This window comes from Neisseria sp. HMSC067H09 (assembly GCF_001814135.1).
Lineage (GTDB): Bacteria > Pseudomonadota > Gammaproteobacteria > Burkholderiales > Neisseriaceae > Neisseria.
Genome location: NZ_KV814850.1, coordinates 3,630 through 30,615, shown reverse-complemented (window position 1 = coordinate 30,615; position 26,986 = coordinate 3,630). Strand labels below are relative to the sequence as shown.

Here is a 26,986-nt window from a genome sequence, read left to right as displayed (position 1 = left end):
TTGTGAGTTGGAGGGGATGTCCAACTTTTTGGGTACAGTTCACTTTGCTTTAAAGTTTTCAGACGACCTTTATTCATTGTTTAGTCATATATTGGGAGCACGACTGATGTATATGGCTTATAGTATTCAATAAAAACTGGATGACATAGTATATCTTTACTAAATAAGGAAAGATAGTGGCCGATTCGGGCCCTTATTTCTTGTAACCTACCTGTTCACAGCCTGTATTGCCGTTTTTGCTTGTTAACTTGGCTTTAGCCGATTCTGCATCAGTACATTTATAGGCATTGCCCAAACTATCCATCCAAACGGAAAGTTTGTAATCAGTACCGGTTTTCGGAGTGGCAAAAAGATAATAAGCCCTGCTATTTTTAGCGTCCTTATTTTTCATTTCACCGCTGAAGTCGTATTTGGCAGCGACCTCGGGCGCAGCTTTGTAGGTCTTAACCAATCCCGTATCTCCCTCAATTTCATCTTTTATTTTAAGGGTAGGATTTTTGACTAATTCGGTTTTTAAGGCATTGTTAATAGCAAGCAGTTCCGTATGTGCTTGGGATTGGTAGCCACGTTCGATGTATCGGATATAGGAAGGGTAAGCGATGGTACTGAGGATGCCAATAATGGCAACAACAATCAGCATCTCAACCAGCGTAAACCCTTGAGATTTAGTGATAGACGTATTCATGATTTTATCTATTTATTTTATTCGTTGGCCACATAAGATTGTAGTATAACCACCGTATTTTCGTTTTTTCCCCATGCTTTGGCGGTAACGCGGTAAATGGTACGGTTGTCGGTAGAATTGGTGCTTAGGTATTCGATGATATAACGCGCATCTTTTTTCGCACCACTATTTACACCTGGATATTTTATTCCATTCGCATCAATGCATTTTGTTTTCTTTCTATTTTCAGAATTAATGCACTTATCATCCTCTCGAATCCATGCCTCAACGCTTGAAGTACCGTTGACAGTAATTGTTCCTGCTGCAGTCGCGTAGGTATTTTTACTAACCTGCGCCGCTTTACATAGACCATCAGCACAATCATCAGTAAATGGTTTTTTACCGTCTTCGATTTCATAAATGTGGTTCTCACCTTCACGCAATGCTGCTTCCGCAAGTGTGGTAGCAAATTTATGGTCGGCGTCATTTGTACTGATACGCTGCTCGGTATTATAGGACTGGGTTGCAGTAACGACGAGCAAGGCGATGACGATCATGATCATCAGGACAATGAATAATGCGAAGCCTGTTTGTGCAGAGGCTTTAGCAGGATGGTTTAAAGTAATCGGTCTGCGCATTTGTTTCCTCCGCGTACAGTCGCGTTGATTCGATAGATTTGGACTTCATTTTTATCATTGTTTTTGCCTACATTGATACTGTTACCTCCGTTCAACAGGATCTCGATGGAGGCAGGTGTTTCTTTATTGGAAAATTTTTTAGTATATTTAAATTTTTCATCTTTTTCCTGACTTGTTCCCTGATTTTGTGCATTTCCAGCAGTGGCGGGGATAGGGGCTGATGCGGCTTCACTTCCTTCAAAGGTCTCAGGGCATTCTTCAGTATAAAAGTAATGGATGTCCATATTTTTTATTCCCTTAATCAGCAACTGCGGATTACTCCATGTACCGTTGTCAGCTAACTGAAAACGGTATAGACCTTCTTGCCCGTCTACTGTACCAACAGCGTAAGCATTTACCTCATGTTTCATGATTGAGATATTGCCAGCTTGAGAACCATCTGACTTTAAAGCTGCTTTACCATCGGTAATTTTCGTTCCTGGTTTGGTAATGTTAGTACAATTGCTGGCAACTGCAGTTTCTGCAGGCGGATCTTGGGCATCTATGCCGTATTGGAAAATCAGTGCTTTTCCGCTCTGGCTCTGTTTAAAGTCTTTTATGCCTAAAGAATCTGTTTCTCTGACAGCAGGAAGTATTGATCCAGTACCCTTGAGTTTGAATAAATCTGCGGAACCGAAATCTTGAATAACGACTTGGTCATCGAAGCCTGACATATTGAAACAGCCAAAGTTACCAGCCATACGGGCATCACGCACGATTTGGTTGGATGCGTTGCGCAAATCCTGTTGGACGTTTAGACGGGAGGTTGCAGCGGTGTTCAGGCTGCGGGCGGTAAAATAGCCCGAGCTGACGGCCAGCAGGACTATCATGCTCAATGCGCTTGCTACAAGGAATTCAATCAGGCTGAAGCCCTGCATACCTGTTTTGACCGGAATGTGTGGGCGGTTTTTATTATTCATTATCTTTCCCTTACGCGTACTTGGTAGGTGTAAACAATAGAGTCTTCGGATTTTTTAATGCCACTTGCCGCTTTATCGCTTTCTGCATCTTTAAGCCATAACACTTTAATAACAGTATCAGCATCTGCCTTTTTGTCACAATGAGAATTAAATGATCCATCGTAAGTAGGCTCTTCATTAGAACTGTCTCGGCAGATTTCATAATGAAATTCGGATTCAGGTAAAGCAGCACGCAAGGCTTGATCGAATTGTGCGATCTGTGCTTTTGCTAAACTTTTTTTGCTCATGCTGGTTGTGGGATCTAATTTTTCGTTTTTGGGATTATCACTAGAGCCGGCAGTAATGTAATAATCAATGTATGTTTTACAAAATCCACGCTGACCATTGTTACGAGTGCATTCTTCCAGCCTTGGATTAATCAACATCCCTTCAACCAAATTTTGGGTAAGTTGCGATACGATAGTCTGTCCTTCCGCTTCGCGTACGCTGGAAACGGTACGCAACTGGATGGCGAGTAGGGCGAGTACGCCGATTGCGAGGACGAACATGGCGACCAAGACTTCAATTAAAGTCATACCTGCTTGGTTAGGTTTGGAAAAATCTGAATAACGGGTTTTGGCGAAACTCGCTTTGCTCATTTTCAGACGACCTTTTGTATGTAATGTTATGTATTTCATAGGATGGTATTTTTATTTTTTGGGTTCGGGACTTTGAGATTCTGAATATTGGCAAAGGGGTCGCGAATCTGATTTGGCGCAGATTTCGACGCGACCGCTGCTGTCGATAAGGACGATACTGGCGCGGGATTTTTTGGTTTCTTCGGTCGTTGCGGCTTTATCAGTCATACTAATCTTGATATAACCATCGGCGTATTTGAAAGTTGTTGATTTATCGATTGTTTTAGAGGCGGTATAGCCGAATGTGCCGTTGGGCATAAATGACCAAAATACGGCCTCACCGTCATCGGCATTATCTTTTCCAAATGCGACGTGTTGGAATGTATGGGAAACTTTGGCAGGGTCGGTACCGTTGAGGACTATGGAGCGCAGGGAGATATCGCTTGTGTCATTCTCATAGGCTTTGTCCCGGTTTTTATCGGCATAGGCGAGCAGGCCGCTGCTTTTTTGGCTGCTGTCGCATTTGCCGTCAGCCAGGCCGTGTTTTCTAACTTTTACGGGACAGACATAGACAGGGAGATTGAGACGGACTGCTTCGGCTCGCGCGAAACGCAAGAGGTTTGCCACCTGCTCTGCCTGACTGGCAGCACGGCGTGAGGCAATCCATTCGCTCATATTGGGAAGGGCGATAGTGGCCATGATGGCGGTAATAGCGATCACGACCAACAATTCGATTAAGGTAAAACCTTTTTGTTGTGCGTACATGAGTGGTAAAAACGTCTGGAGTTAAGTAATGTGTTTTATCATCCGGCTTAGAATGTTTTTATCGCCGGTAATTATGCGGTTTGGCTCATTTTAAACGATATTGGGATGGATTGCCTAATAAAATATGAAATTTGCTTGGTTTTTAGGCTGATTTGTCTCAATCTTCCATCAATGCGGATTCGGGTATGTAGGCTGCATTATCGAATTTGGTAAATTGCCCCATCCAAGTGAGGAATACTTTCCCGACAGGACCGTTACGGTGTTTACCGATAATACATTCCGCAAGGCCTTTCATGGGCGATTCTTGATTATAGTATTCGTCGCGGTACATAAACATAATCAGGTCGGCGTCCTGCTCGATGGCACCGGATTCCCGCAAGTCGGACATCATTGGGCGCTTGTCGGTACGCTGCTCTACGGTACGGCTCAACTGCGACAAAGCAATAACGGGAACTTGCAGCTCCTTCGCCAAGGCTTTGAGGGAGCGCGAAATTTCGCCGAGTTCTGAGGCGCGGTTGTCCGAGCGGCCTGAACCTGCCATTAATTGCAGGTAGTCGATAACGATTAAGCCCAATTTTCCGTTGAACTGGCGCGCAAGACGACGGGCGCGGGCGCGCAATTCGAGCGCGGTCAAGCCCGGTGTTTCATCAATATACATAGGCGCATCGGAAAGCTTGACCACAGCTTCATTCAGACGACCCCAGTGTTCATCTTCCAATCTGCCCGTTTTCAAAACGCTCTGATCAAGCCTGCCCACCGAACCCAGCATACGCATCACCAGTTGCGCGCCGCCCATCTCCATCGAAAATACGGCGACAGGCAGCTTGCCCTCTACGGCAACATGTTCCGCGATATTGATGGAAAAGGCAGTTTTACCCATAGAGGGACGACCTGCCACAATAATCAAATCACCGGGCTGGAGACCTGAGGTTTTTTTATCCAAGTCGATAAACCCTGTTGACACACCGGTAACTTCATCCGGATTATCGCGTGAATAAAGCATGTCGATGCGCTCGACTACTTCCTTCAAAAGCGCAGGCATTTCGAGAAAACCTTGTTTGGATTTAGCCGTACTTTCCGCAATTTGGAATACCTTGTTTTCCGCTTCATCCAAAAGCTGCCCCGCATCCCTGCCTTGCGGATTGTAGGCACTACGGGCGATTTCGGTCCCGACTTCAGCAAGCTGGCGCATGATAGAACGCTCGCGCACGATTTCGGCATAGCGGCGGATATTCGCAGCAGACGGCGTGTTTTGCGCCAAGGTAATCAGATAATTGAACCCGCCCGCCGCCTCTAGTTCTTCGTTACGCTCCAAACTCTCCTGAACGGTAATCACGTCGGCAGGACGGCTTTCGTTAATCAGATTGGCGATGGCGCGGAAAATCAGGCGGTGTTCGTGTCGGTAGAAGTCTTCACCGGTAACCACATCGGCGATTCTGTCCCAAGCCGAATTCTCGAGCAAAAGACCGCCCAAAACGGATTGCTCCGCCTCCATCGAATGCGGCGGCAGCGACAACGCGCTGACTTCGCGGTCTTCAGACGACGTATCGGGATAATCGTTCATGGCGGCAATCCTAAATGAATGGAAATTGGAATCTGCTATTATAGCGCAGCGCAAGTTTAATTGGTTTTCCTGATTTAAAGCAGGTAAAATAACGATGCTGTCCGGTTTATCCCGAGCAGCGGACACTACCAAAATACAATCATATAAAATAATTTAGGAGCACTAAAATGGAACATAAGCTGCCACAACTGCCTTATGAACTGGACGCATTGTCCCCGCATCTGAGCAAAGAGACTTTGGAGTTCCACTACGGCAAACACCATCAAACCTACATCACCAATCTGAACAATCAAATCAAAGGTACCGAATTTGAAAACCTGCCTTTGGAAGAGATTGTAAAAAAATCTTCAGGCGGCGTGTTCAACAACGCAGCCCAAACTTGGAACCACACCTTCTACTGGCTGGGTTTCACGCCCAAAGGTCAAGGCAAACCTTCCGGCGAGCTGGCCGCCGCCATCGACGCCAAATGGGGCAGCTTTGAGAAATTCCAAGAAGCTTTCAATGCTTGCGCGGCAGGCACTTTCGGTTCAGGTTGGGCATGGCTGGTGAAAACCTCTGCCGGCGAATTGGATTTGGTTTCCACTTCCAACGCGGCAACTCCGCTGACCACTGAAAACACTCCGCTGCTGACCTGCGACGTATGGGAACACGCCTACTACATCGACTACCGCAACAGCCGCCCCAACTACCTGAAAGGTTTCTGGGAAATCGTCAACTGGGACGAAGTTGCCAAACGCTTTGCTGCTTAAATAATCGATTGATATGGAAAGGTCGTCTGAAAACTTGGATTTGGGTTTTCAGGCGACCTTTTGTTGTTGCTTATGATTTCCCCGATATTTTAGAAATATTGGAAATGGCTGAAACTTCAGAAACTTGGATTAGTTTCTGGCAATAAGATGAATGGCAGCGCAAGTTTGGTAACACGATATATGCCCGCTTATTTCCATCATAGGCAACCGAAGTAGATGCAATTTGTTTAAACACTTTATAAACGGATTTTAAAAAATAAACGTCGTCTGAAAGATACAGTCTTTCAGACGACGTTGATGTTTCAGACATTGATTAAAACGGCGTGATTAAGCCAAGCCTTTTTTCTCCAGATAGCTTTCGTAATCGCCCAGATAGTGTTCGTAGCCGCCCTTGCCGTCCAGCTCGATAATCTGGGTGGCGAGCGAGGAGACGAACTGGCGGTCGTGCGATACGAAAATCAGCGTGCCGTTGTATTTCTCCAGCGCCATGTTCAGCGATTCGATGCTTTCCATGTCCATGTGGTTGGTGGGTTCGTCCATAATCAGCACATTGGGTTTCAGCAGCAGGAGTTTGCCGTAGAGCATACGGCCTTTTTCACCGCCGGAGAGAACCTGCACTTTTTTCACCACGTCGTTGCTGCCGAAGAGCAAACGCCCCAAAGTGCCGCGGATGACCTGTTCGTCGTCGCCTTCTTGGCCCCATTGGCGCATCCATTCGCTCAGGTTCATATCGACGTCGAAGTCGTTTTCATGGTCTTGCGGATAATAGCCGACGTTGGCTTTTTCCGCCCATTTGATGGTGCCTGCATCGGGGGTGAGGCCGTCTGAATATTCGGGGTTGAACGCGCCGGCAAGGAGTTTCAGCAGGGTGGATTTACCCGCGCCGTTGGGGCCGATGATGGCGAGGCGCTGGCCGGCTTCGAGGATGAAGCTCAGGTTTTTGAACAACTGGGTTTCAAAGCGTTTGGCCAGGTTTTCGACTTCCACCGCCTGACGGTGCAGCTTGGCTTTTTCATCGGCTTCAAAGCGGATATACGGGTTTTGGCGGGTGGAAGGCTTGACTTCGACCATCTCGGCTTTGATTTTGTCTGCCTGTTTCAGACGGCTGGTTGCCTGACGGGCTTTGGATTTGTTGGCGGAGAAGCGGGCAACGAACTCTTGCAGCTCTTGCAGTTTCTCTTTTGCCTTGGCGTTGTCTTTCAGGGCGCGTTCGCGCGATTGGGCGGAAGCGAGCATGTAGTCGTCGTAGTTGCCCGGGTAGATGGTGATGGTGTTGTAGTCTAAGTCCGCCATGTGGGTGCAGACTTCGTTCAAGAAGTGACGGTCGTGCGAGATGATAATCATGGTGGAGTCGTATTGGTTCAAAACGCCCTCCAGCCAGCGGATGGTGTTGATGTCCAAGTTGTTGGTCGGTTCGTCAAGCAACAGCACATCAGGTTTGGAGAACAGGGCTTGCGCCAGCAATACGCGCAGTTTGAAGCCCGGGGCGACTTCCGCCATGGTCGCATTGTGCAAATCTTCGGAAATGCCCACGCCGCTCAACAGTTCGGCGGCGCGCGCTTCGGCGGTGTAGCCGTCGTATTCGGCGAACTTGGCTTCCAGTTCGGCGGCTTTCATGTAATCGTCTTCGGTGGCTTCGGGGTTGGCGTAAATCGCATCACGTTCGGTCATCGCCGCCCACATTTCGGTGTGCCCCATCATCACCACGTCCAGCACGCGCATGTCTTCGTAGGCAAACTGGTCTTGGCGCAGCTTACCCAAGCGTACGCCGTTTTCAATCGCCACTTCGCCCGCAGTCTGTTCCAAATCGCCGCCGAGGATTTTCATGAAGGTGGATTTGCCCGAACCGTTCGCGCCGATCAAGCCGTAGCGGTTGCCTTCGCCGAACTTGACGGATACGTTTTCAAACAGCGGCTTCGCGCCGAACTGCATGGTAATGCCGTTGGTAGAAATCATTATTGGTAAAACCTTTATAAATATAGATAAACAGGGTGTTATAATCGCCGGCGATTGTAGCATATTTTGTATAGGTCGTCTGAAACGGGGGCGGAGGAAATGGAAACCGAAAAAATCTATTACGCCGTGATTATTCTGTTGTGCGCCGCATCCATGCTGCTCAGTCCGTTTTTCTACATCCGCCGAACGCGTTCGGGCGCAGAATTACGCCACGCACCTCGGCAATGGAAGCCGATTATTATTGCCAATTTGGTGATGATTATTGCTTTTGTGGTATGGTGGATATGGTTTTGATGAATTTGATGAAAGGTATAAGAATGAATAAATTGATTTTAAGCACATTACTGCTCGCATTTTCCGCCGCTACGACGGCATCTCCCGTATTTGAATGTATCGACAAATCAGGGCGTAAAACCTATACGCAGACCGGCGGCAAAAACTGCAAACCGGGCAATATCGGCAGACCTTCGGTTTATACCTCTGCCGCACCGTCTGCACACTCGGCATCAGCAAGCGCTGCTTCAGGAAACGCTCCTTCCGAACAAATGCCGTCTCCACCGGCCGGCGCAATGCCTAGTTCATCTTCGGCGCAAAACGAATTGGCTCAGGCACAGAAAAATCTGGAAGAGGGCAAACAGGTTCGTTATGGCAATGAGCGAAACTACGCCCGCTATCAAGAACGGATTAAAGGCTTGGAAAATCAAGTGAAAACCGCGCAGGAGCGGGTTAATGCGGCAAACAGTATGGGCGGTGAAGGTGAGATGATGCCTGAGTATTGATAGAGAAAAAGATGTCAATAAAAAGGTCGTCTGAAAAACCGTTTCGTTTGTTTTCAGACGACCTTTCAATCGGAGGGGCAGGCGCAGCTTTCCGAGTATCGCGGTTAACTGTGATATTATGTCGATATAAATATTCCGTCCGAAACGCTTATGAACGATGCAGACGATTATTTGGGCAAGATGCCTTTTTTTATTGTATTCCTCGACCCGCTGCACACGGATTTCCACAGCAGCGGCAAGCCTCTGAACGAATACATCGCCCGCCATCCGCTGATGCACGACAAGCTGCACCGCCCCGCTTTTGCCGCCAAAGTGTTGGAAATGGCAGCAAACAGCAGCAATATGCGTGTTTTTGTCCGCAAAGCGGATGCGCTGATTAAGCATCCGCTGCATTATATTGTCCGTAACGGCGTTTTCCGAACTGAAGAGCAGATGTGGGCGTTTATCAATTCGCCCGAAAACATCGCCGCCGTCAAACAACCCTAAAAGGCCGTACCCCCATGCTTTTGTTCATTGATAACTATGACAGTTTCACCTACAACATCGTCCAATATTTCGCCGAACTCGGTCAGGAAGTCGTCGTCCGCCGCAACGACGATATTACGCTTGAAGAAATCGAAGCTTTGAAACCGCAATACCTCGTTATCGGGCCGGGTCCTTGTTCGCCGAAAGAGGCGGGTATTTCCGTCGCCGCCATGCGCCATTTCGCCGGCAAGCTGCCGATTATGGGCGTGTGCCTCGGGCATCAGACGATAGGCGAAGCGTTCGGCGGGGATGTGGTGCGGGCAAAAACGCTGATGCACGGCAAAGTTTCGCCCGTGTTCCACTTAAACAAAGGCATGTTTAAAGATTTGCCCGATCCTATTACCTGCACGCGTTATCACAGCCTTGTCATCGCCCGCGATACGCTGCCCGATTGCTTGGAAGTAACCGCATGGACGGAAGATCAGGAAATCATGGGCGTGCGGCACAAGGAATACGCCATTGAAGGCGTGCAGTTCCACCCCGAAGCCCTGTTGACCGAACACGGACACGATATGTTGAAAAACTTTTTGGAAGAATTTAAAGACTTCCAAGCGTCCGCCGCTTAAACCAAACGTCGTCTGAAAACTTTCAGACGACGTTTGACGTAAAAATACCCGTAAAAAGGATTGAACCATGATTACACCGCAACAAGCCATCGAACGATTAATCAGCAACAACGAATTGTTTTACGACGAAATGACCGACCTGATGCGCCAGATTATGAGCGGGCAGGTGCCGCCCGAACAAATCGCCGCCATCTTGACCGGATTGCGGATTAAAGTCGAAACCGTATCGGAAATCACCGCCGCCGCCGCCGTCATGCGCGAATTTGCCGCCAAAGTGCCACTGGAAAATTCAGACGACCTCGTCGATATTGTCGGCACGGGCGGGGACGGTGCAAAAACCTTCAATATTTCCACGACTTCGATGTTTGTCGCGGCGGCGGCAGGCGCGAAAGTCGCCAAACACGGCGGACGTTCCGTTTCCTCGTCCAGCGGCGCGGCGGACGTGATGGAGCAGATGGGTGCGGTATTGAACATTACGCCGGAGCAAGTCGCCGAAAGCATCCGTCAAACAGGCTTGGGCTTTATGTTTGCCCAAAACCACCACAGCGCGATGCGCCACGTCGCTCCCGTGCGCCGTTCGCTCGGGTTTAGAAGTATTTTCAATATCTTGGGGCCGCTGACCAACCCTGCCGGTGCGCCAAACCAGCTCTTGGGCGTGTTCCACATCGACTTATGCGGCATCCTGTCGCGCGTATTGAAACAGCTTGGTTCCAAACACGTTTTGGTCGTATGCGGCGAAGGCGGTTTGGACGAAATCACGCTGACGGGCAAAACCCGCGTAGCTGAGCTGAAAGACGGAGAAATCCGCGAATACGACATCAGCCCCGCCGATTTCGGTATTGAAATCCGCCGCAATTTGGACGAAATCAAAGTCGCCAACGCGCAAGAGTCTTTGGAAAAAATGGATGAAGTGTTGAGCGGCAAGCATGGCGCGGCACGCGACATCGTCCTGCTCAACGCCGCCGCCGCGCTCTATGCCGGCAATGTCGTGCCTTCGTTGTCGGACGGTGTCAAAGCCGCCGAAGCAGCCATCGATTCAGGCAAGGCAAAAGCGAAAAAAGAAGAATTTGTCCGCTTTACGCAGCAATTTGCCAAAGAGTAAGCAAAGGTCGTCTGAAAACGGGAAGCCAGTTTTCAGACGATTTTTTATAGCAACTCTCGAATATTCGGATATTGATAAGGCGTTTATTTATGTTGATGCTTCCCTTCAAATCGTCTGAAACCGTTTTTTCAGACGACCCATATCCTCGTAAAACAAATTTAACTATCGGATTTTAATGATAATTGGAAGATGGCTTGCATTGAAGGCGGGGGCGGTTTGTTATATAGTGAAATAAAAAAACAGACCGGATGATTGAGTCGGGGCGTTTTGCGTGCTTTATATAGTGGATTAACTTTAAACCAGTACGGCGTTGCCTCGCCTTGCCGTACTATCTGTACTGTCTGCGGCTTCGTCGCCTTGTCCTGATTTAAATTTAATCCACTATAAAATAAGAGTTGGTTGGCATTTGTATCGGGCAGGGTTGGGATGATGCGTTGACGGTTGACGGCAGCGTCCGCAGACAGCCTGATATTTCAGAAGATTTTTGTTTCATTTGAGTCTTGGATATTTGTCCTATGACAACAATACAGGCAGATGAGGTGAAGATAATGAACGGTGTGACCAGTGCGCAATTTATTTCCGCAGGTATCCATTTTTATCCCAGATGCGGCTACAAGCGGCTGTCGGAGCAGGCGATCGCGGAGCATTTGAATTCGAATTTGGAAACGTTCAACAGGATGTTTGCCGATAAAGACGAATTCGTGAAGGCGATGTTGATTGAGTACAGCAATCGGGCTTTGGGGCGGGTGTCGTTCGATTTTGCCCAAAATATCGAAGATACGGAGCGGCTGTATCAGATTGTCTGGCGGCTGGCGGTGACGATACGTGAGCATTTGGCGTGGATACACAGGATGCTGCTGGATAGCGAAGAAGGCGTGGATTTGATTACCAAAGCGTTGAAAAAGCAGCATAAGATGCTTGCCTACGGGATGATTCGGCATATTAAGGCGTGTAACGGCAGGGAAGATGTGTCGGAACTGGCTCTGTTTAATCAGTTTGAGTTTCTCAACGGCGCGGTCATCTCGCCGATGATTATGAACACGCGCTACCGTATGTTGGGGATACTGACCGATGAGATGAACGGGCGGCATGAGGATTTGCTGACCGATTCGTCCATCCACCAAAGGATAGATTGGGCGTTTGCCGCGCTGTTTCCGCAATACCGCTCTAAGGCGCGTCCGTTTTGACGATTAAGGTGTAACGTAACATGAAAAAAGCTGTTATTGCTTCTCTTGCCGTCGCGCTGGCTGCGGGCGGCGTGTGGTATGTCCTTCAAAACCAAAAAGAAACCCTGCCGACATGGATTGCGCAATCCAACGGGCGGCTGGAGCTGAACCGCATCGATGTCTCCAGCCTGTATCCGGGGCGGGTGAAGGCGGTACTGGTGGAAGAGGGCGCGGACGTGAAAGAGGGCGATATTCTGGCGGAACTGTCGTCTGAAACCAGCAACAGCCGTTTGGAGGAAGCGCGGGCGGCGGAATTGCGGCAAGAAGAGGCAGTCGGGCGCGCCAAAGCTGCCGAAGCGCAGATGAAACAGACGGTTGCGCGCGCGCAGGCAAATGTGGACGCGAACAGGCAGCAGCTTCGTGTGGCGAAAATGGAGCTGGACAATGCGCGTAAATTGCTTGCCGACCAGCTGGTGTCGCAATCGGAAGTTACCAAGCGTCAGGCGGATTATGAACGCGCTGTTGCAGCAGTCAAAGCGGCAGAAGCGGCACGGGACGAAGCGCGGGCGACGGTGGCGCAAAGTGCCGCCGCACAAGCGGAAGCGCGCGCCGGTGTGGAACAGGCGAGGGCGGCAGTCAAATCGGCCACATCCGCCAACGATGATATGAATATCCGCGCGCCGATAGCCGGCAGGGTGGAATACACCATTGCGGAAGCGGGCAACGTGGTCGCGGCGGGTTCGAAAGTGGTCAGCCTGCTTGATCCTGCCGATGTTTCGATGAATATTTTCCTGCCGACCGACAGCATGAGCCGTCTGAAAGTCAATGATGATGCGCGTATCCGTTTGGACGGCATTGACGCGGTGTTCCCCGCCAAAATCAAATTTATCGCGACGGACGCCCAGTTTACGCCCAAGTCGGTGGAAACGGTCGATGAACGCGCGAAGCTGATGTTTAAAGTGAAATTGCAAGTGCCGCGCGAAACGGCGGTGAAATACAACCGCCTGCTGAAAGGCGGGCTGACGGGCAATGGTTTCGTAAAAACCGACGCCAAGGCAGCATGGCCTGCCGAGTTGGCGGTGAGGTTGCCGAATTGATAGCGCTCAAATTCGGACGGCCTCAAGTTAAAACAAAGGTTTATGGCTAAAAGAGGTCGTCTGAAAACGGGATTTTGCTTTTCAGACGACCTCTTTCCCTTCAAGCATCACCACTATAAAAAGAACAACTATCCGGAAGCGCAGCCCGAAGCGTCTCCATCAAATCAGGACAAACAAAATGAAAACCAAAACATGGCGCATTGAAGAAGGTGCGCCTTATCCGATGGGCGTGTCGCTGACTGAGGAAGGGGCGAATTTTGCGCTGTTTTCCATTCATGCCGAAAAAGTCGAGCTGTGCCTCTTTGACAAGGGAGGGGAAACCCGTTTGGAAATGCCTTCGCGGCGCGGGTCTGTGTTTTACGGCTTTGTGCCGGAGGTTAGGGTAGGGCAGCAGTATGGTTTTCGTGTTTACGGACGTGCTGATGCGCCGGGCGGTTCGTGTTTCAATCCGAATAAATTGTTGATTGACCCGTATTCCAAAAAAATCGATGGCAAACCGAGTTATCGGGACGATGAGGAAATGGCGTGGTTTCGTCCGGAAGACGGGCGGGACAATGCGGCGGTGGCGCCCAAAAGCGTGGTGGTGGGCGATGATGATTTTGATTGGGGCAACGACTGCAGTCCGAACCATCCGTGGGGCAGGACGGTAGTGTACGAAGCCCATGTGAAAGGGTTTACCAAGCAGTTCCCCGATTTGGAACACGCGGGAACGTATCAAGCCCTGACCGATCCGCGCGTGATTGATTATTTGAAAACTTTGGGCGTTACCGCCGTCGAGCTGCTGCCGGTACACCAGCATTTGGACGAATACCACCTGCAAAAAATGGGCTTGAGCAATTATTGGGGCTACAACACCTATTCCCATTTTGCCGTCGAGCCGTCTTATGCCGCCGATGCCGAACGCGCGGCGGAAGAGTTGAAGCAGGCGGTCAAAGCCTTGCACCAGGCGGGCTTGGAAGTGATATTGGATGTCGTGTACAACCATACCGCCGAGCAGGATGAAAAAGGTCCGATGCTTTGCCAGCGCGGCATAGACAATGCTTTGTGGTATTGGCTGAAGCCCGACGGCAGCTATGAAAACTGGTCGGGCTGCGGCAATACGTTGAACATCGTCCGCCGCGACGTAACCCGTTGGGCGGCGGACAGCCTGCGCTATTGGGCGGAAACATTTCATGTGGACGGTTTCCGCTTCGACTTGGGAACGGTATTGGGGCGGGAACCCGATTTTCAGGCTTACGGACGCTTTTTTCAGGTGGTTTACCAAGACCCAGTGTTGGCACGCTGCAAACTGATTGTCGAGGCGTGGGACATCGGCGAAGGCGGCTATCACTTGGGCAATTTCCCGCAGCCTTTTGCCGAGTGGAACGGACGTTTCCGCGACGATATGCGCGCGTTTTGGGTGTGGGAAAGCGGCAATTTAGGTGCGTTTGCCGAACGTCTGGCGGGGTCGTCTGATATTTTCAACCACAGCGGCCGGCATCCTTCCGCCAGCATCAATTTCATCACCGCACACGATGGTTTTACGCTGCGCGATTTGGTCAGCTACAACGAAAAACACAACCATGCCAACGGCGAAGACAACCGCGACGGGCATAACGAAAACATCAGCTACAACCACGGCATCGAAGGCGAAACCGAAGATGCGGCGATTTTGGAAGACCGCTCCTACACCGCCAAAGCCTTGCTTGCCTCGCTGTTCCTTGCCAACGGCACGCCCATGCTGCTGGCGGGTGACGAGTTCGGCAACAGCCAACAGGGGAACAACAATAGTTATTGTCAGGACAACCCGATTACTTGGCTGGATTGGCAGCAGGCGGACGAAGCGTTGCAAGGCTATACGCGCGATTTAATCCGCCTGCGCCAAGAAATCAAATTATTGGGCGATGATGTCTGGTGGAAACAAGAGCGCGTCCGCTGGCTCAATATTCAAGGCGAACCGATGAGCGAGCTTTGTTGGCACAACCGCGGCGCAAAAGCCATGCAGATCGTTTTGGATGATGAATGGCTGCTGTTGATCAATGCCAAGCGTAGTCAACAAATATTTAACCTGCCTCAAGGAAGTTGGCAGATTTCTTGCGTACCATCCGAGAAGTTTAATTACAATGCAGACGGCAAGCTGACAGTCGAACATATGGGTATTTGGATTTTGCAACGTAAGAATACATCGCCGAATATATGACATATGTCATTAATAGGATGTTTTTAAAAGAAACCCTATTATTTAAACTGCCTCAGTTATAATGTCGAAGATGAGTAATAAATTTACCTGCTTGACTTGCTTAACGGAACATAAAGGCATACGGCTTTTCAGACGACCTCAGACCGCCAAAAGATACAAATTCCCCCGCTTCATCATCCCATCCCCAACAGAGAAAGGCTATCATGGCTAAGAAAAAACAACCCATTTCAGGTTTTGATTATGTCATGCCGAAACCGGATGCCGAAACCATCCGCAAGTCCATCGTCTATAAATTGATTTTTATTTTGGGCGTCGATCCGAAAGAGGCGACCGAACACCAATGGCTCAACGCCGCCATGCTCGCCGCGCGCGACCTGATTGCCGAAGACTTCCTGCAAACCCGCCGCGCCCACATCGACAACGGCAAACGCATGGTTTACTACCTTTCCATGGAATTCCTGTTGGGACGCGCCTTTGTCAACGCTTTGATTAACGAAGGCGTGTATGCCGAATTTGAAGAGGCGTTCAAACAATTGGGTAAAGAGTTCGCCGACATCTGCGAACAAGAACAAGACCCCGGTTTGGGCAACGGCGGTTTGGGCCGCCTGGCCGCCTGCTTCCTCGACTCGCTCGCCACCTTGCGTATTCCCGCCATGGGCTACGGCATCCGCTATCAATACGGCATGTTCAAACAAGAAATCGTGGACGGCCAGCAGGTCGAAAAACCCGATTTGTGGCTCGACCAAGATTTGGCATGGCAAATCGGCCGCCCGAACAAACAATACGCCGTCAGCTTCGGCGGACAGGTCATCAATATGGGTGACAAAAAAGAATGGCATCCGAGCGAAGAAATTTCCGCGATGGCATACGATGAAATCATTCCCGGCTACGGTGGCGACGTTGCTAATCCGTTGCGCCTGTGGACGGCTCACGCCGGCAACCGCTTCGATTTAGCAGACTTCAACCGCGGCGATTACGCTTCCGCCGTCCGTGCGCAAAACAGCGATGAAAACATCTCGCGCGTCCTCTATCCGAACGACTCCACCGACAGCGGCCGCGAACTGCGCCTGAAACAGGAATATTTCCTTGTTTCCGCATCCGTACAAGACATCGTGGCGCGCCACAAATGCCGTTTCCCCAGCATCAAAAACCTTGCCGACAAAGCCGCCATCCACCTGAACGATACCCACCCCGTGCTGGCGATTCCCGAGCTGATGCGCATCCTGATTGACGAAGAAGGCATCGCGTGGACCGAAGCATGGAATATGTGCTGCAAGATTTTCTCTTACACCAACCACACCCTGATGAGCGAAGCCTTGGAAACTTGGCCGGTCGATTTGATGGGCCGCCTGCTGCCGCGCCATTTGGACATCATCTTTGAAATCAACGCCTACTTCCTGAACGCCCTGCGCGCCATCGGCAACTTCGACGACGACTTCGTCCGCCGCGTGTCCATCATCGATGAGAACAACGGCCGCCGCGTCCGCATGGCATGGCTGGCAGTCATCGGTTCGCACAAAGTCAACGGCGTGGCGAAAATCCACTCCGACCTGATGACCACTTCCATCTTCGCCGACTTTGCCAAAGTGTTCCCCGAACGCTTCACCAACGTGACCAACGGCGTAACCCCGCGCCGCTGGATCAACATCGCCAACCCCGAGCTGACCCGCTTCCTCGATAAACACTTGGGCGAACAAGACTGGCGCCTGCATTTGGACAATCTGACCAAGCTCCACGAAAAAGTTGACGATGCAAGCGTACAGGCAGAATTCGGCGCAGTGAAAAAAGCCGCCAAAGAACGCCTCGCCAAATACATCGAAACCGAATTGGGCATCAAGGTTAACACGGACGCGTTGTTTGACATCCAAATCAAACGCATCCACGAATACAAACGTCAGGCGTTGAACGTGATGCACATCGTCGACCGCTACAACAAAATCCTGGAAAACCCGGATTTCGACTGGCAGCCGCGCGTCTTCATCTTTGCCGGTAAAGCCGCATCCGCCTACTATATGGCGAAAAAAATCATCCGCCTGATTAACGATGTAGCGAAAACCATCAACAACGACGAACGCATCCGCGACCTGATTAAAGTCGTCTATATCCCGAATTACAGCGTCAGCCTCGCCCAAATCATCATCCCCGCCGCCGATTTGCACGAACAAATCTCATTGGCAGGCACAGAGGCATCGGGTACCAGCAACATGAAGTTCGCCCTCAACGGCGCGCTCTGCATGGGTACGCTGGACGGCGCGAACGTCGAAATTCTGGAAAAAGTAGGCGCGGACAACTGCTTTATCTTCGGAAACACCGTTGAACAAGTGGAAGAACTCCGCCGCAACGGCTACGACCCGCTGGGCTACATCGAACGCGATCACGACCTGCGCCGCGTCGTCAACCAAATCAGCAGCGGCACGTTCTCCCCCGAAGAGCCGAACCGCTACAACGACGTCCTGCAACCTTACGGCGATTTCTATCAACTGATGGCGGATTTCCGCAGCTACATCGACACGCAATACAAAGCGGACGAACACTACCGCAATGTTGCCGCATGGCGAAGATCCGCATTGATCAACATCGCCAATATGGGCTTCTTCTCGTCCGACCGATCCATCGCCGACTACTGCCGCGATATTTGGTACATCAAGCCGCTGACTTTGAAAGAGCTGCCTAAACACCAATTAGTTTGATATGAATGAAGCAGTAAACGAAACAGCCGATACGGGAAAGTATCGGCTGTTTTTCATTGTGCAATATTTTAAGAGAGGCTTAAATATTTCCTTTTCTCAGAGAGGTAGGTATTCAAAATAATTATAAATAAATTAATGCTATGTTCAAATGACCTTGATCTATCCAATCTTTTTTGACGAACGGTTATTTTTTTGGATTAGCGTTAGTTGTATAAATTCAAATACTTATTTAAAATATATGGTTCGCTTCGACTTGCCAAACCTATATTCGGGGCATCTGAAATAATAAAAATTTCAAGGAACACTTATGCCGTTGCTGTCGATTGAATTCGCGGTATTTTTTATTGCTTTTTTGCCTATTTATTGGGCATTTGTCCGTATGCCGTCAGTGCAGAATGTTTTGCTTCTGCTAGCGGGGATGGGCTGGCTGTATCACTTGAATCCCATCTTTGCCGCCATAATTGCCTGCTATTCGTCCTGCGTGCATTTGCTCGGCCTGTTGATGACGTCTGAAAACGAAAACGTACGGAAATTCTGGCTGGGCTTCGGCGTAGCGACTGCTTTGGCAGTATTGTGTTTCTTCAAATATTTCGACTTTTTCCGCCCGTTTATCCGCCAATACACGGGACAGAGCGAGATTGTCGATATCTTGATGCCTTTGGGGCTGTCTTATTACACATTTCAATCTTTGGCTTATTTGGTGTACTGCTGCCGTCATCCGATGGGTGACCGGTTTGCGTGGCATGAATTGCTACTGCATTTGAGCTTTTTCCCGACGATTACTTCCGGACCGATTATCCGTGCCGCGGCATTTAAAAGCATAGACGGCGAACAGGCGGGGGCTTTGGAACAGATTCGGACAGCAGAACCGCGCGCATTGGTGCGCCCCGCGCTGGCGGTGTGCTTGATTTTGCTGGGTATTGCAAAAAAATGGTGGCTGGCGGGTGCGCTGGGGGACGGTTGGGTATCGCCCGTTTTTGAGAATCCTGCCCAGTTTGATGGCTGGGGCGTGTTGTCGGGGGTGTACGGCTATACTTTCCAGCTTTTCTTCGATTTTTCAGGCTATTCGGATTTGGTGATTGGGATGGCGATGCTGCTCGGTTTCCGCCTGCCGAAAAACTTTGCCGCTCCGCTGCGCGCGTTCAATATCCGCGACTTCTGGAACCGTTGGCACATCAGCCTTTCCACTTGGATACGCGACTATATTTATATTCCTTTGGGCGGCAGCAAACACGGCTTCGTCCTGACGCAGTTCAACTTGCTGCTGGCGATGGTGTTGTCGGGCGTTTGGCACGGCTACGGCTGGAATTTCCTGCTGTGGGGCGCGCTGCACGGCGTGGCATTAATTTTGCTCAACTGCGGCGACAAAATATTCGGGCGGGACGGCTCACGTCGTCTGAAAATCTTGCGTCCGCTTGCCTGGTTCGTCACTTTCCATTTCGTCTGCTTCACTTTCGTCGTGTTCAACACCGGCAGCCTCGCCGATACGCAGATGGTATTTGATGCCTTATTCGCCAACGAAGCAGGTTGGGCCGCGCCGAAACAGGCGGATGTCCTGCTGCTTGCCGCGTTTGGCCTGATGATTTTGCTCTACCCGTATTTGCTTCGCCTGTTTGACGGCGCAGTAGCGACATTGGAAAAAATGCCGATGTGGCTGTGGTTTATACCGCTGACGCTGGTGTTGGTGTTGATTATTGTATTGGCGCCGTCAGGCATCCCGGGCTTTATTTACGCCGATTTTTAAAAGGACAATCAGAATATGAAACGTTTTCTTTCCCTGTTTGCCTCCCTTTTGGTTTGCGCCTTTGGCGCGGCGTGGTTCAGTCAAGATTCCATCAATGCCTATTGGCAGCAAACCTATCATCAGGCCTCGCCGCTGGAGCCTTTGTCCGAATACGAATGGTGGCGCACGGGCGCGAAGCTGCAACAAGACGCATACGCCTTTTCAGACGACCTCAAAGCGCGTTTGGCAGGACAGCCTGTGATTGCCGAACCGGAACCTCAAATCGCTGAAGACGACGGGTCGTCTGAACAAAATGCGCAGCTTAATGCGTCCGAACCGCACGAAAAAAACCGTCCCGCCGACGGACGCCAACCTCAAACGGCACAACACGGCGGACAACCCGAAGCACATCGTCTCCCCATTACCCCGCCCGCCAATATCGTTCTCGGACAAGGCGACAAAGTCTTTTTTGCCGGCGACTCGATGATGCAGGGCGTTGCGCCTTTTGTCGAAAGAAGCCTGAAAAAACAATACGGCATCCAGTCGGTGAACTTAAGCAAACAAAGTACCGGATTGTCCTATCCCAAATTTTTCGACTGGCCGAACACCATCGAACAAACACTAAAACAACAAACCGACATCCGCCTTCTGGTTATTTTCCTCGGCCCCAACGACCCGTGGGACTTCCCAAAAGGCAAAAAATACCTGAAATTCGCCTCGCCCGAATGGTCGGAAGAATACCTCAGCCGCGTCAACCGCATTCTGACCGCTGCCGAACAACACCATGTGCAAGTCATTTGGATGGGCATCCCTTATATGAAACAGGCAAAACTTAACAAGCAAATGCGATATCTCGACAAACTTTTAGCAGACGAGATCAGTCCAAAAGCCCTGTGGATACCGACCGACAAACTCCTCAGCAACGGCTCGGACACCTACGCCGACTCCGTCAACATCAATGGAAAAATCATCCGCTACCGCAGCAAAGACGGCATCCACTTCTCTGCTGAAGGACAAAAACTGCTCGCGGATAAAATCATGGAAAAAATCGTTTTTCAGACGACCCCTGAAATGAACGGCGAAGAACGCACGGAACAATTGTCCGCACGTTAAGCCCGTATCGGCAGCAAAAGGACGGCGTTTTGTTTATCCAATGCCGTCTTTTTCGTTACAATAGCCTTCCGCCGCGTCAAAAGACGCCGTCTGAAACCACACACAGGAAACTCATGAACATCAAAACCCTGTCCGTATCCCTTACCGCATTGTGCCTGTCTGCCGCCGCCCCCGCCGCCGATATGCTGCTGGAAAACTACGGCAGCAGCCGTCCCGCCTGGCTCTCCAAGCTCAAAAAACTCGACCGCAGCTCGGACGGCAAATTCCGCATCCTCCAAATCGGCGATTCACACACCGCCGGCGACCTTTTCACCGAACAACTGCGCCTGCGCCTCCAGCAAAAATGGGGCGACGGCGGCATAGGCTGGGTTTACCCCTCTACCGTCAAAGGACAACGCAGCGCAGCCGTCCGTTATGACGGATCATGGCAAACCGTCAGCAGCCGCAGCGTTTCAGACGACTTCCCCTTAGGCGGCATCATCGCCAAAGCCAACGGCAGCAGCGTTACCATCAGCGCCAAAGACGGAAGCAGCGGCGAGAGGCAGATTTCCGTTTTCGCCAAACCCGTCCTGCCCGAGCAAACCCTGTCGTTCAACGGACGCGAAGTTCCCGCCGGAAGCAGCGGCTGGCAAATCATCCGCAGCAACGGCCGACTGCCCCTGACCCTCAGCAGCTCCATGCCTTGGGACATCGGCTACATCAATATCGAAAATCCCGGACGCGGCGTAACCGTTTCCGCACTCGGCATCAACGGCGCGCAACTGACCCACTGGTCCAAATGGCGTCCCTCTTGGCAGGATGACCTTGCCCAAACCCGCGCCGACCTCGTTATCCTCGCCTACGGCACCAACGAAGCCTTCGCCCGCGATTTGGACATCACAGCCACCGAACAAAGCTGGCGCAGCTACATCCGCCAAATCAAACAAAGCCTACCCGACGCAGGCATCCTGATTCTCGGCGCGCCCGAATCCCTGAAAAGAACCTCAGGAAGCTGCGGCACACGCCCCGCCACCTTAAGCAGCATCCAACAAATGCAGCAACGCATTGCCCGCGACGAAAAAATCATGTATTGGTCGTGGCAGAACGCGATGGGCGGCGAATGCAGCATGAAAAGCTGGATGAGCCAAGGCCTTGCCGCCAAAGACGGCGTCCACTTCTCAGGCAAAGGCTACCGCCAAGCCGCCGACCGCCTCGCCGACAGCTTGATACAAATGGCAGATTAATCAATAACGAATTAATCAAAAAAGGTCGTCTGAAAATTTTCAGACGACTTTTTGTTATGTCGGATTATTTCTGTGCTTTCATTTAAGACTCCAAACCGCAGGCAAAACAGAATGCAGTTCCCTTTGAATCTGAACGCAGCATCATCGTTACGAATACCAAGCCGTCGTGTGATACGAATGATGCAGAGGGTCGTCTGAAAACGGAAAAGGGGGTATCAAGACTGTTTTCAGACGACCTTTACTTGATGGATGGGAGGGGTACGGCTTCCTTTATCCGTTTCGGAATAAGCAATATAAAAAAGTATTCTTTGTGTTTGCCGTAATTTCACTTAGAATGCTGCCCTTGCACACTTTTTCTTCAGGAGAAGATTATGTTGAAAAAATTCGTACTCGGCGGCATGACCGCATTGGTTTTGGCAGCCTGCGGCGGAGAGGGCGGCAGCGCGTCTTCTTCTGCTCCCGCCCAAACTGCCAGCGCTTCCGGTTCTTTAATCGAGCGCATCAACAATAAAGGTACGATTACCGTCGGTACCGAAGGCACTTACGCACCGTTTACCTACCACGACAAAGACGGCAAGCTGACCGGCTACGATGTGGAAGTTACCCGCGCCGTTGCCGACAAACTGGGCGTCAAAGTCGAATTTAAAGAAACGCAATGGGATTCAATGATGGCGGGTTTGAAAGCGGGACGTTTCGACGTGGTGGCAAACCAAGTCGGTCTGACCAGCCCCGAACGCCAAGCAACATTCGACAAATCCGAACCTTACAGCTGGAGCGGTGCGGTTTTGGTTGCGCGCAAAGACAGCAACATCAAATCCATCGACGACATCAAAGGCGTCAAAACCGCGCAATCCCTGACCAGCAACTACGGCGAAAAAGCCAAAGCTGCGGGTGCGGAACTCGTACCGGTGGACGGTTTGGCGCAATCGCTGACCCTGATTGAACAAAAACGCGCCGATGCGACTTTGAACGATGAATTGGCAGTTTTGGACTATCTGAAGAAAAACCCGAATGCCGGCGTGAAAATCGTTTGGTCTGCGCCTGCCGATGAAAAAGTCGGTTCCGGCTTGATTGTCAATAAAGGCAATGACGAAGTCGTGGCAAAATTCAGCACGGCAATCAACGAGCTGAAAGCCGACGGCACGCTGAAAAAACTGGGCGAACAATTCTTCGGAAAAGACATCAGTGTTAAATAATTTTCTTGCTTCGCTGCCGTTTATGACGGAAACACGCGCCGATATGATTGTCAGCGCGTTTTTGCCTATGGTCAAAGCCGGTTTTATGGTCTCGCTGCCGCTGGCGGTGGCGTCGTTCCTGATCGGGATGGTGATTGCCATCGCCGTGGCTTTGGTGCGGATTATGCCTTCGGGCGGCATCGTGCGGAAAATCCTACTGAAACTGGTGGAAACTTATATTTCCATCATCAGGGGGACGCCGCTGCTGGTGCAGCTTGTGATTGTATTTTACGGGCTGCCGTCCGTCGGTATTTTCATTGATCCGATTCCCGCCGCCATCATCGGCTTCTCGCTCAATGTCGGCGCATATGCTTCCGAGACTATCCGCGCGGCGATTTTGTCCGTGCCTAAAGGGCAGTGGGAGGCGGGTTTCTCCATCGGCATGACCTATATGCAGACTTTCCGCCGTATCGTCGCGCCGCAGGCATTCCGCGTCGCCGTGCCGCCTTTGAGCAACGAGTTTATCGGCTTGTTCAAAAACACCTCGCTCGCGGCGGTGGTGACGGTAACGGAATTGTTCCGCGTCGCGCAGGAAACGGCAAACCGTACCTACGACTTCCTGCCCGTCTATATCGAAGCCGCTTTGGTTTATTGGTGTTTCTGCAAGGTTCTGTTCCTGATTCAGGCGCGCTTGGAAAAACGCTTCGACCGCTATGTCGCCAAATAAGGGGAAGCCATGATTAAAATCCGCAATATCCGCAAAACCTTCGGCGAAAACACCATTTTGCGCGGCATCGATTTGGATGTCGGCAAAGGGCAGGTGGTCGTCATCCTCGGACCTTCCGGCTCGGGTAAAACGACGTTTCTGCGCTGCTTAAACGCGCTGGAAATGCCTGAAGACGGACAAATCGAGTTCGACAACGAGCGACCGCTGAAAATCGATTTTTCCAAAAAACCGACAAAGCACGACATCTTGGCTCTGCGCCGCAAATCCGGCATGGTGTTCCAACAATACAACCTTTTCCCGCACAAAACTGCGTTAGAAAACGTGATGGAAGGTCCGGTTGCCGTACAGGGTAAGCCTGCCGCCCAAGCGCGCGAAGAAGCTTTGAAATTGCTGGAAAAAGTCGGCTTGGGTGACAAGGTTAACCTTTATCCCTACCAACTTTCCGGCGGTCAGCAACAGCGTGTCGGCATCGCCCGCGCATTGGCGATTCAGCCCGAGCTGATGTTGTTTGACGAACCCACTTCCGCGCTGGATCCCGAATTGGTGCAAGACGTATTGAACGCCATGAAGGAATTGGCGCAGGAAGGCTGGACGATGGTTGTCGTGACCCACGAAATTAAGTTCGCGCTGGAAGTTGCCACTACCGTCGTCGTCATGGACGGTGGCGTCATCGTAGAGCAAGGCAGTCCGAAAGAGTTGTTCGACCACCCTAAACATGAGCGCACGCGGAAATTTCTGCAACAAATCCGTAAGGATTCGGCAGATTATCGACATTAAGCCGTTTCGTTACATCAAAGGTCGTCTGAAAACGGATATAGCGGGTTTCGCTAAAACATCCGCCGTTTTCAGACGACCTTTTTTCATCATGGATTCACATTGAAACGCTGCGGCATCAACGAACGGCGACATCACGCTGTTTTCGCTATAAAATACCGCCTTTCCCATTTTTCCGCCCGTCCCTTACCATCATGATTGAAATCAAGAACCTCACCCTTCAACGCGGTTTGAAAGTCCTGCTCGACAAAGCCAATGCCACCGTCAATCCCGGTCAGCGCGTCGGTTTGATCGGTAAAAACGGGACGGGCAAATCCAGCTTGTTTGCCTTAATCAAGGGTGAAATCACTCAGGACGGCGGCGATATCTCGATTCCGAAAAATTGGCGGATGGCTTCCGTTTCCCAAGAAACACCCGACTTGGACATCTCCGCATTGGACTACGTTTTGCAGGGCGATGCCGAGTTGCAGGTTTTTCAGACGACCTTGGCGCAGGCGGAAGCGCAAAATGATGGCATGAAGCAGGCGGAATACCATGCCAAATTGGAAGAAATCGACGCTTATACCGCGCCGGCCCGTGCGGCGAAATTGCTGAACGGACTGGGTTTTTCGCAAGAAGAACACAGCCGTCCCGTCAAATCCTTTTCCGGCGGCTGGCGTATGCGCCTGAATCTTGCGCAAGCCCTGATTTGCCGTGCTGATTTGCTCTTGCTTGACGAACCGACCAACCACTTGGATTTGGAAACCGTCTTGTGGCTGGAAAACCATCTTGCCTCTTTACCCTGCACGCAAATCATCATTTCCCACGACCGTGATTTCCTCAATGCGGCAACCACCCAAACCATCGAATTGTCCCAGCAAAAGCTCACGCAATACAGCGGCAATTACGATTTTTACCAAAACGAACGCGCGCAACGTTTGGCGCAGCAACAAGCCGCCTATGTCAAACAGCAGGCGCAAATCAAACATCTGCAATCCTTTATCGACCGCTTCAAAGCCAAAGCCACCAAAGCCGTTCAAGCGCAAAGCCGTATGAAGGCATTGGCGAAGCTCGAACGCATCGCTCCCGCGCATCTGGACAGCGAGTTTTCCTTTGAGTTTTACAATCCCGACCATCTGCCCAATCCCTTACTGAAGCTGGAGCACGCTGATTTGGGTTACGAAGGAAAAACCGTTTTGCACGACATTACCCTGTCGCTGGAGAGCGGCGCACGTTACGGGCTATTGGGTGTCAACGGCAGCGGTAAATCTACGTTTATCAAAGCTTTGGCAGGCAAAATCGATTTGCTCTCCGGCAGCATCGTCCGTTCCGAAAAACTCAATATCGGCTATTTTGCCCAACACCAGCTCGACACCATCCGCGCCGACCAAAGCCCTGTTTGGCATATTCAGCAGCTTTCTCCCGAAGTGCGCGAACAAGAAATCCGAAATTTCCTCGGCGGCTTCAACTTTGTCGGCGATATGGCGTTGCAGAAAACCGAACCCTTTTCCGGCGGAGAAAAAGCCCGCCTCGCCCTTGCCATGATTATCTGGCAAAAACCGAATTTGCTGCTGCTTGACGAGCCGACCAACCATCTGGACTTGGATATGCGCCACGCTCTGACGCTCGCGCTGCAAAGTTTCCAAGGCGCCTTAATCGTCGTATCGCACGACCGCAGCTTGCTTGAAGCCACTACCGACAGCTTCCTCCTGATTGACAAAGGTCGTCTGAAAAACTTTGACGGCGATTTAAACGATTATCGTCAATGGCGGTTGGCGCAGGAAAACGCCACAACCGCGCCTGCCGCTTCCGCGCAAAGCCAAAACCGCAAAGACACCAAGCGTATCGAAGCACAAATCCGTCAAGAAAAAGCCCGACGCGGCAAGCCGATACAGCAGAAAATCGACAAAGCCGAAAAAGAAATGGCGCAGCTTTCCGAAATTCAAACGGCATGTGAAACATTTTTGGCACAAGAGGAAGCCTATTCGGACGAAAATAAAACAAAATTACAACAAACCCTCGCACAATTAACAGAAATTAAAGTAAAATTAACACAAATAGAAGAAAACTGGCTTTTGTGGCAGGAAGAGCTAGAGCAAATCCTGACGGAAATCGACGCAGAATTTACACAACTATAAATACTTCGCAGCGAGGGTTTCCGTACTTGCCTTCAGAAGCCGCCAAAAATACAGTTCGGCATGGTCATTTCAGACCGTCGGACTGTATATAGTGGATTAAATTTAAATCAGGACAAGG

General features: G+C 50.7%; 26 protein-coding genes and 1 pseudogene. 18 read left to right on the top strand and 9 right to left on the bottom strand.

The features are described 5' to 3' along the window. Positions 1–193 precede the first annotated feature (193 nt). The 6 genes from HMPREF2954_RS00740 to dnaB all read right to left on the bottom strand — a co-directional run bounded on the left by HMPREF2954_RS00740 (position 194) and on the right by dnaB (position 5,207). Positions 194–685 carry a PilX family type IV pilin gene (locus HMPREF2954_RS00740; RefSeq protein ID WP_039405037.1) on the bottom strand — a complete coding sequence of 164 codons (492 nt, stop codon included), beginning with the start codon at positions 683–685 and terminating at the stop codon, positions 194–196. A 17-nt stretch (positions 686–702) separates the two neighbouring features. Beyond that, complete coding sequence (locus tag HMPREF2954_RS00735; protein ID WP_045075170.1) at positions 703–1,302, bottom strand: pilus assembly PilX family protein; 600 nt, start codon at positions 1,300–1,302, stop codon at positions 703–705. Continuing rightward, positions 1,281–2,261: a PilW family protein gene (locus tag HMPREF2954_RS00730; RefSeq protein ID WP_045075172.1), complete on the bottom strand. Its 981-nt coding sequence runs from the start codon at positions 2,259–2,261 to the stop codon at positions 1,281–1,283. The genes HMPREF2954_RS00735 and HMPREF2954_RS00730 overlap by 22 nt, the downstream gene beginning before the upstream one ends. Then, positions 2,261–2,899: a type IV pilus modification protein PilV gene (gene pilV / locus HMPREF2954_RS00725; RefSeq protein WP_197067797.1), complete on the bottom strand. Its 639-nt coding sequence runs from the start codon at positions 2,897–2,899 to the stop codon at positions 2,261–2,263. The genes HMPREF2954_RS00730 and pilV overlap by 1 nt, the downstream gene beginning before the upstream one ends. 51 nt (positions 2,900–2,950) lie before the next feature. Then, positions 2,951–3,643 carry a GspH/FimT family pseudopilin gene (locus tag HMPREF2954_RS00720; protein WP_045075174.1) on the bottom strand — a complete coding sequence of 231 codons (693 nt, stop codon included), beginning with the start codon at positions 3,641–3,643 and terminating at the stop codon, positions 2,951–2,953. 157 nt (positions 3,644–3,800) lie between these two features. Then, positions 3,801–5,207 (bottom strand): replicative DNA helicase, encoded by a 1,407-nt coding sequence (dnaB, locus tag HMPREF2954_RS00715; RefSeq protein ID WP_003764236.1) that lies wholly within the window; start codon positions 5,205–5,207, stop codon positions 3,801–3,803. A 167-nt stretch (positions 5,208–5,374) separates the two neighbouring features. Between dnaB and HMPREF2954_RS00710 the strand changes: the two genes are divergently transcribed. Further along, positions 5,375–5,956 (top strand): superoxide dismutase, encoded by a 582-nt coding sequence (locus tag HMPREF2954_RS00710; protein WP_070688960.1) that lies wholly within the window; start codon positions 5,375–5,377, stop codon positions 5,954–5,956. 327 nt (positions 5,957–6,283) lie between these two features. Here HMPREF2954_RS00710 and HMPREF2954_RS00705 read toward each other — a convergent pair whose 3' ends face one another. Further along, positions 6,284–7,912, bottom strand: a complete 1,629-nt coding sequence (locus HMPREF2954_RS00705) for an ABC-F family ATPase (protein WP_039405020.1) — start codon at positions 7,910–7,912, stop codon at positions 6,284–6,286. 99 nt (positions 7,913–8,011) lie between these two features. On the opposite strand from HMPREF2954_RS00705, the gene HMPREF2954_RS00700 reads away from it, so the two are divergent. The 5 genes from HMPREF2954_RS00700 to trpD all read left to right on the top strand — a co-directional run bounded on the left by HMPREF2954_RS00700 (position 8,012) and on the right by trpD (position 10,884). After that, positions 8,012–8,206: a hypothetical protein gene (locus tag HMPREF2954_RS00700; protein WP_045075180.1), complete on the top strand. Its 195-nt coding sequence runs from the start codon at positions 8,012–8,014 to the stop codon at positions 8,204–8,206. Between the two features lie 23 nt (positions 8,207–8,229). Continuing rightward, entirely contained in the window at positions 8,230–8,691 is a 462-nt protein-coding gene (locus tag HMPREF2954_RS00695) for a DUF4124 domain-containing protein (RefSeq protein WP_045075183.1), read from the top strand. A 150-nt stretch (positions 8,692–8,841) separates the two neighbouring features. Further along, the gene (locus tag HMPREF2954_RS00690) at positions 8,842–9,177 is read left to right on the top strand and encodes a hypothetical protein (protein WP_003767144.1); all 336 of its coding nucleotides are present in this window, start codon (positions 8,842–8,844) and stop codon (positions 9,175–9,177) included. Positions 9,178–9,191: 14 nt separating this feature from the next. Then, entirely contained in the window at positions 9,192–9,782 is a 591-nt protein-coding gene (locus HMPREF2954_RS00685; RefSeq protein ID WP_045075185.1) for an aminodeoxychorismate/anthranilate synthase component II, read from the top strand. 67 nt (positions 9,783–9,849) lie between these two features. Further along, positions 9,850–10,884, top strand: a complete 1,035-nt coding sequence (gene trpD, locus HMPREF2954_RS00680) for an anthranilate phosphoribosyltransferase (RefSeq protein ID WP_045075188.1) — start codon at positions 9,850–9,852, stop codon at positions 10,882–10,884. Between the two features lie 278 nt (positions 10,885–11,162). Here the strand turns inward: trpD and HMPREF2954_RS12780 are convergent. After that, a pseudogene (locus HMPREF2954_RS12780) lies at positions 11,163–11,270 on the bottom strand (IS5/IS1182 family transposase); the annotation flags it as partial. A gap of 129 nt (positions 11,271–11,399) precedes the next feature. Between HMPREF2954_RS12780 and HMPREF2954_RS00675 the strand changes: the two are divergent. The 11 genes from HMPREF2954_RS00675 to HMPREF2954_RS00630 all read left to right on the top strand — a co-directional run bounded on the left by HMPREF2954_RS00675 (position 11,400) and on the right by HMPREF2954_RS00630 (position 24,754). Beyond that, complete coding sequence (locus HMPREF2954_RS00675; RefSeq protein WP_045075191.1) at positions 11,400–12,071, top strand: TetR/AcrR family transcriptional regulator; 672 nt, start codon at positions 11,400–11,402, stop codon at positions 12,069–12,071. 20 nt (positions 12,072–12,091) lie between these two features. Continuing rightward, positions 12,092–13,147, top strand: a complete 1,056-nt coding sequence (locus HMPREF2954_RS00670) for an HlyD family secretion protein (protein ID WP_045075193.1) — start codon at positions 12,092–12,094, stop codon at positions 13,145–13,147. A gap of 42 nt (positions 13,148–13,189) precedes the next feature. Further along, on the top strand, positions 13,190–13,351 hold the full coding sequence (locus tag HMPREF2954_RS12610; protein ID WP_156133789.1) for a hypothetical protein: 162 nt from the start codon (positions 13,190–13,192) through the stop codon (positions 13,349–13,351). Then, a complete protein-coding gene (gene glgX, locus HMPREF2954_RS00665) occupies positions 13,326–15,326 on the top strand; it encodes a glycogen debranching protein GlgX (RefSeq protein ID WP_045075196.1) in 2,001 nt (666 codons plus the stop codon). The genes HMPREF2954_RS12610 and glgX overlap by 26 nt, the downstream gene beginning before the upstream one ends. Positions 15,327–15,529: 203 nt before the next feature. Further along, positions 15,530–18,016: a glycogen/starch/alpha-glucan phosphorylase gene (locus HMPREF2954_RS00660; RefSeq protein WP_045075198.1), complete on the top strand. Its 2,487-nt coding sequence runs from the start codon at positions 15,530–15,532 to the stop codon at positions 18,014–18,016. Positions 18,017–18,323: 307 nt separating this feature from the next. Then, positions 18,324–19,760: an MBOAT family O-acyltransferase gene (locus tag HMPREF2954_RS00655; protein ID WP_045075201.1), complete on the top strand. Its 1,437-nt coding sequence runs from the start codon at positions 18,324–18,326 to the stop codon at positions 19,758–19,760. A 15-nt stretch (positions 19,761–19,775) separates the two neighbouring features. After that, positions 19,776–20,852 (top strand): peptidoglycan O-acetyltransferase PatB, encoded by a 1,077-nt coding sequence (gene patB / locus HMPREF2954_RS00650; protein ID WP_045075203.1) that lies wholly within the window; start codon positions 19,776–19,778, stop codon positions 20,850–20,852. A gap of 113 nt (positions 20,853–20,965) precedes the next feature. Continuing rightward, positions 20,966–22,075 (top strand): SGNH/GDSL hydrolase family protein, encoded by a 1,110-nt coding sequence (locus tag HMPREF2954_RS00645; RefSeq protein ID WP_045075206.1) that lies wholly within the window; start codon positions 20,966–20,968, stop codon positions 22,073–22,075. 371 nt (positions 22,076–22,446) lie between these two features. After that, positions 22,447–23,271, top strand: a complete 825-nt coding sequence (locus HMPREF2954_RS00640; protein WP_045075209.1) for an amino acid ABC transporter substrate-binding protein — start codon at positions 22,447–22,449, stop codon at positions 23,269–23,271. Continuing rightward, positions 23,261–23,977 (top strand): amino acid ABC transporter permease, encoded by a 717-nt coding sequence (locus tag HMPREF2954_RS00635; protein WP_003765700.1) that lies wholly within the window; start codon positions 23,261–23,263, stop codon positions 23,975–23,977. Before HMPREF2954_RS00640 ends, HMPREF2954_RS00635 begins: the two co-directional genes overlap by 11 nt. Before the next feature lie 9 nt (positions 23,978–23,986). Further along, positions 23,987–24,754: an amino acid ABC transporter ATP-binding protein gene (locus HMPREF2954_RS00630; protein ID WP_045075212.1), complete on the top strand. Its 768-nt coding sequence runs from the start codon at positions 23,987–23,989 to the stop codon at positions 24,752–24,754. 9 nt (positions 24,755–24,763) lie between these two features. On the opposite strand, the gene HMPREF2954_RS12605 is transcribed toward HMPREF2954_RS00630, so the two are convergent. After that, positions 24,764–24,922 carry a hypothetical protein gene (locus tag HMPREF2954_RS12605; protein WP_156133790.1) on the bottom strand — a complete coding sequence of 53 codons (159 nt, stop codon included), beginning with the start codon at positions 24,920–24,922 and terminating at the stop codon, positions 24,764–24,766. Positions 24,923–24,945: 23 nt separating this feature from the next. On the opposite strand from HMPREF2954_RS12605, the gene HMPREF2954_RS00625 reads away from it, so the two are divergent. Next, positions 24,946–26,868: an ATP-binding cassette domain-containing protein gene (locus HMPREF2954_RS00625; protein ID WP_045075213.1), complete on the top strand. Its 1,923-nt coding sequence runs from the start codon at positions 24,946–24,948 to the stop codon at positions 26,866–26,868. Positions 26,869–26,986 lie beyond the last annotated feature (118 nt).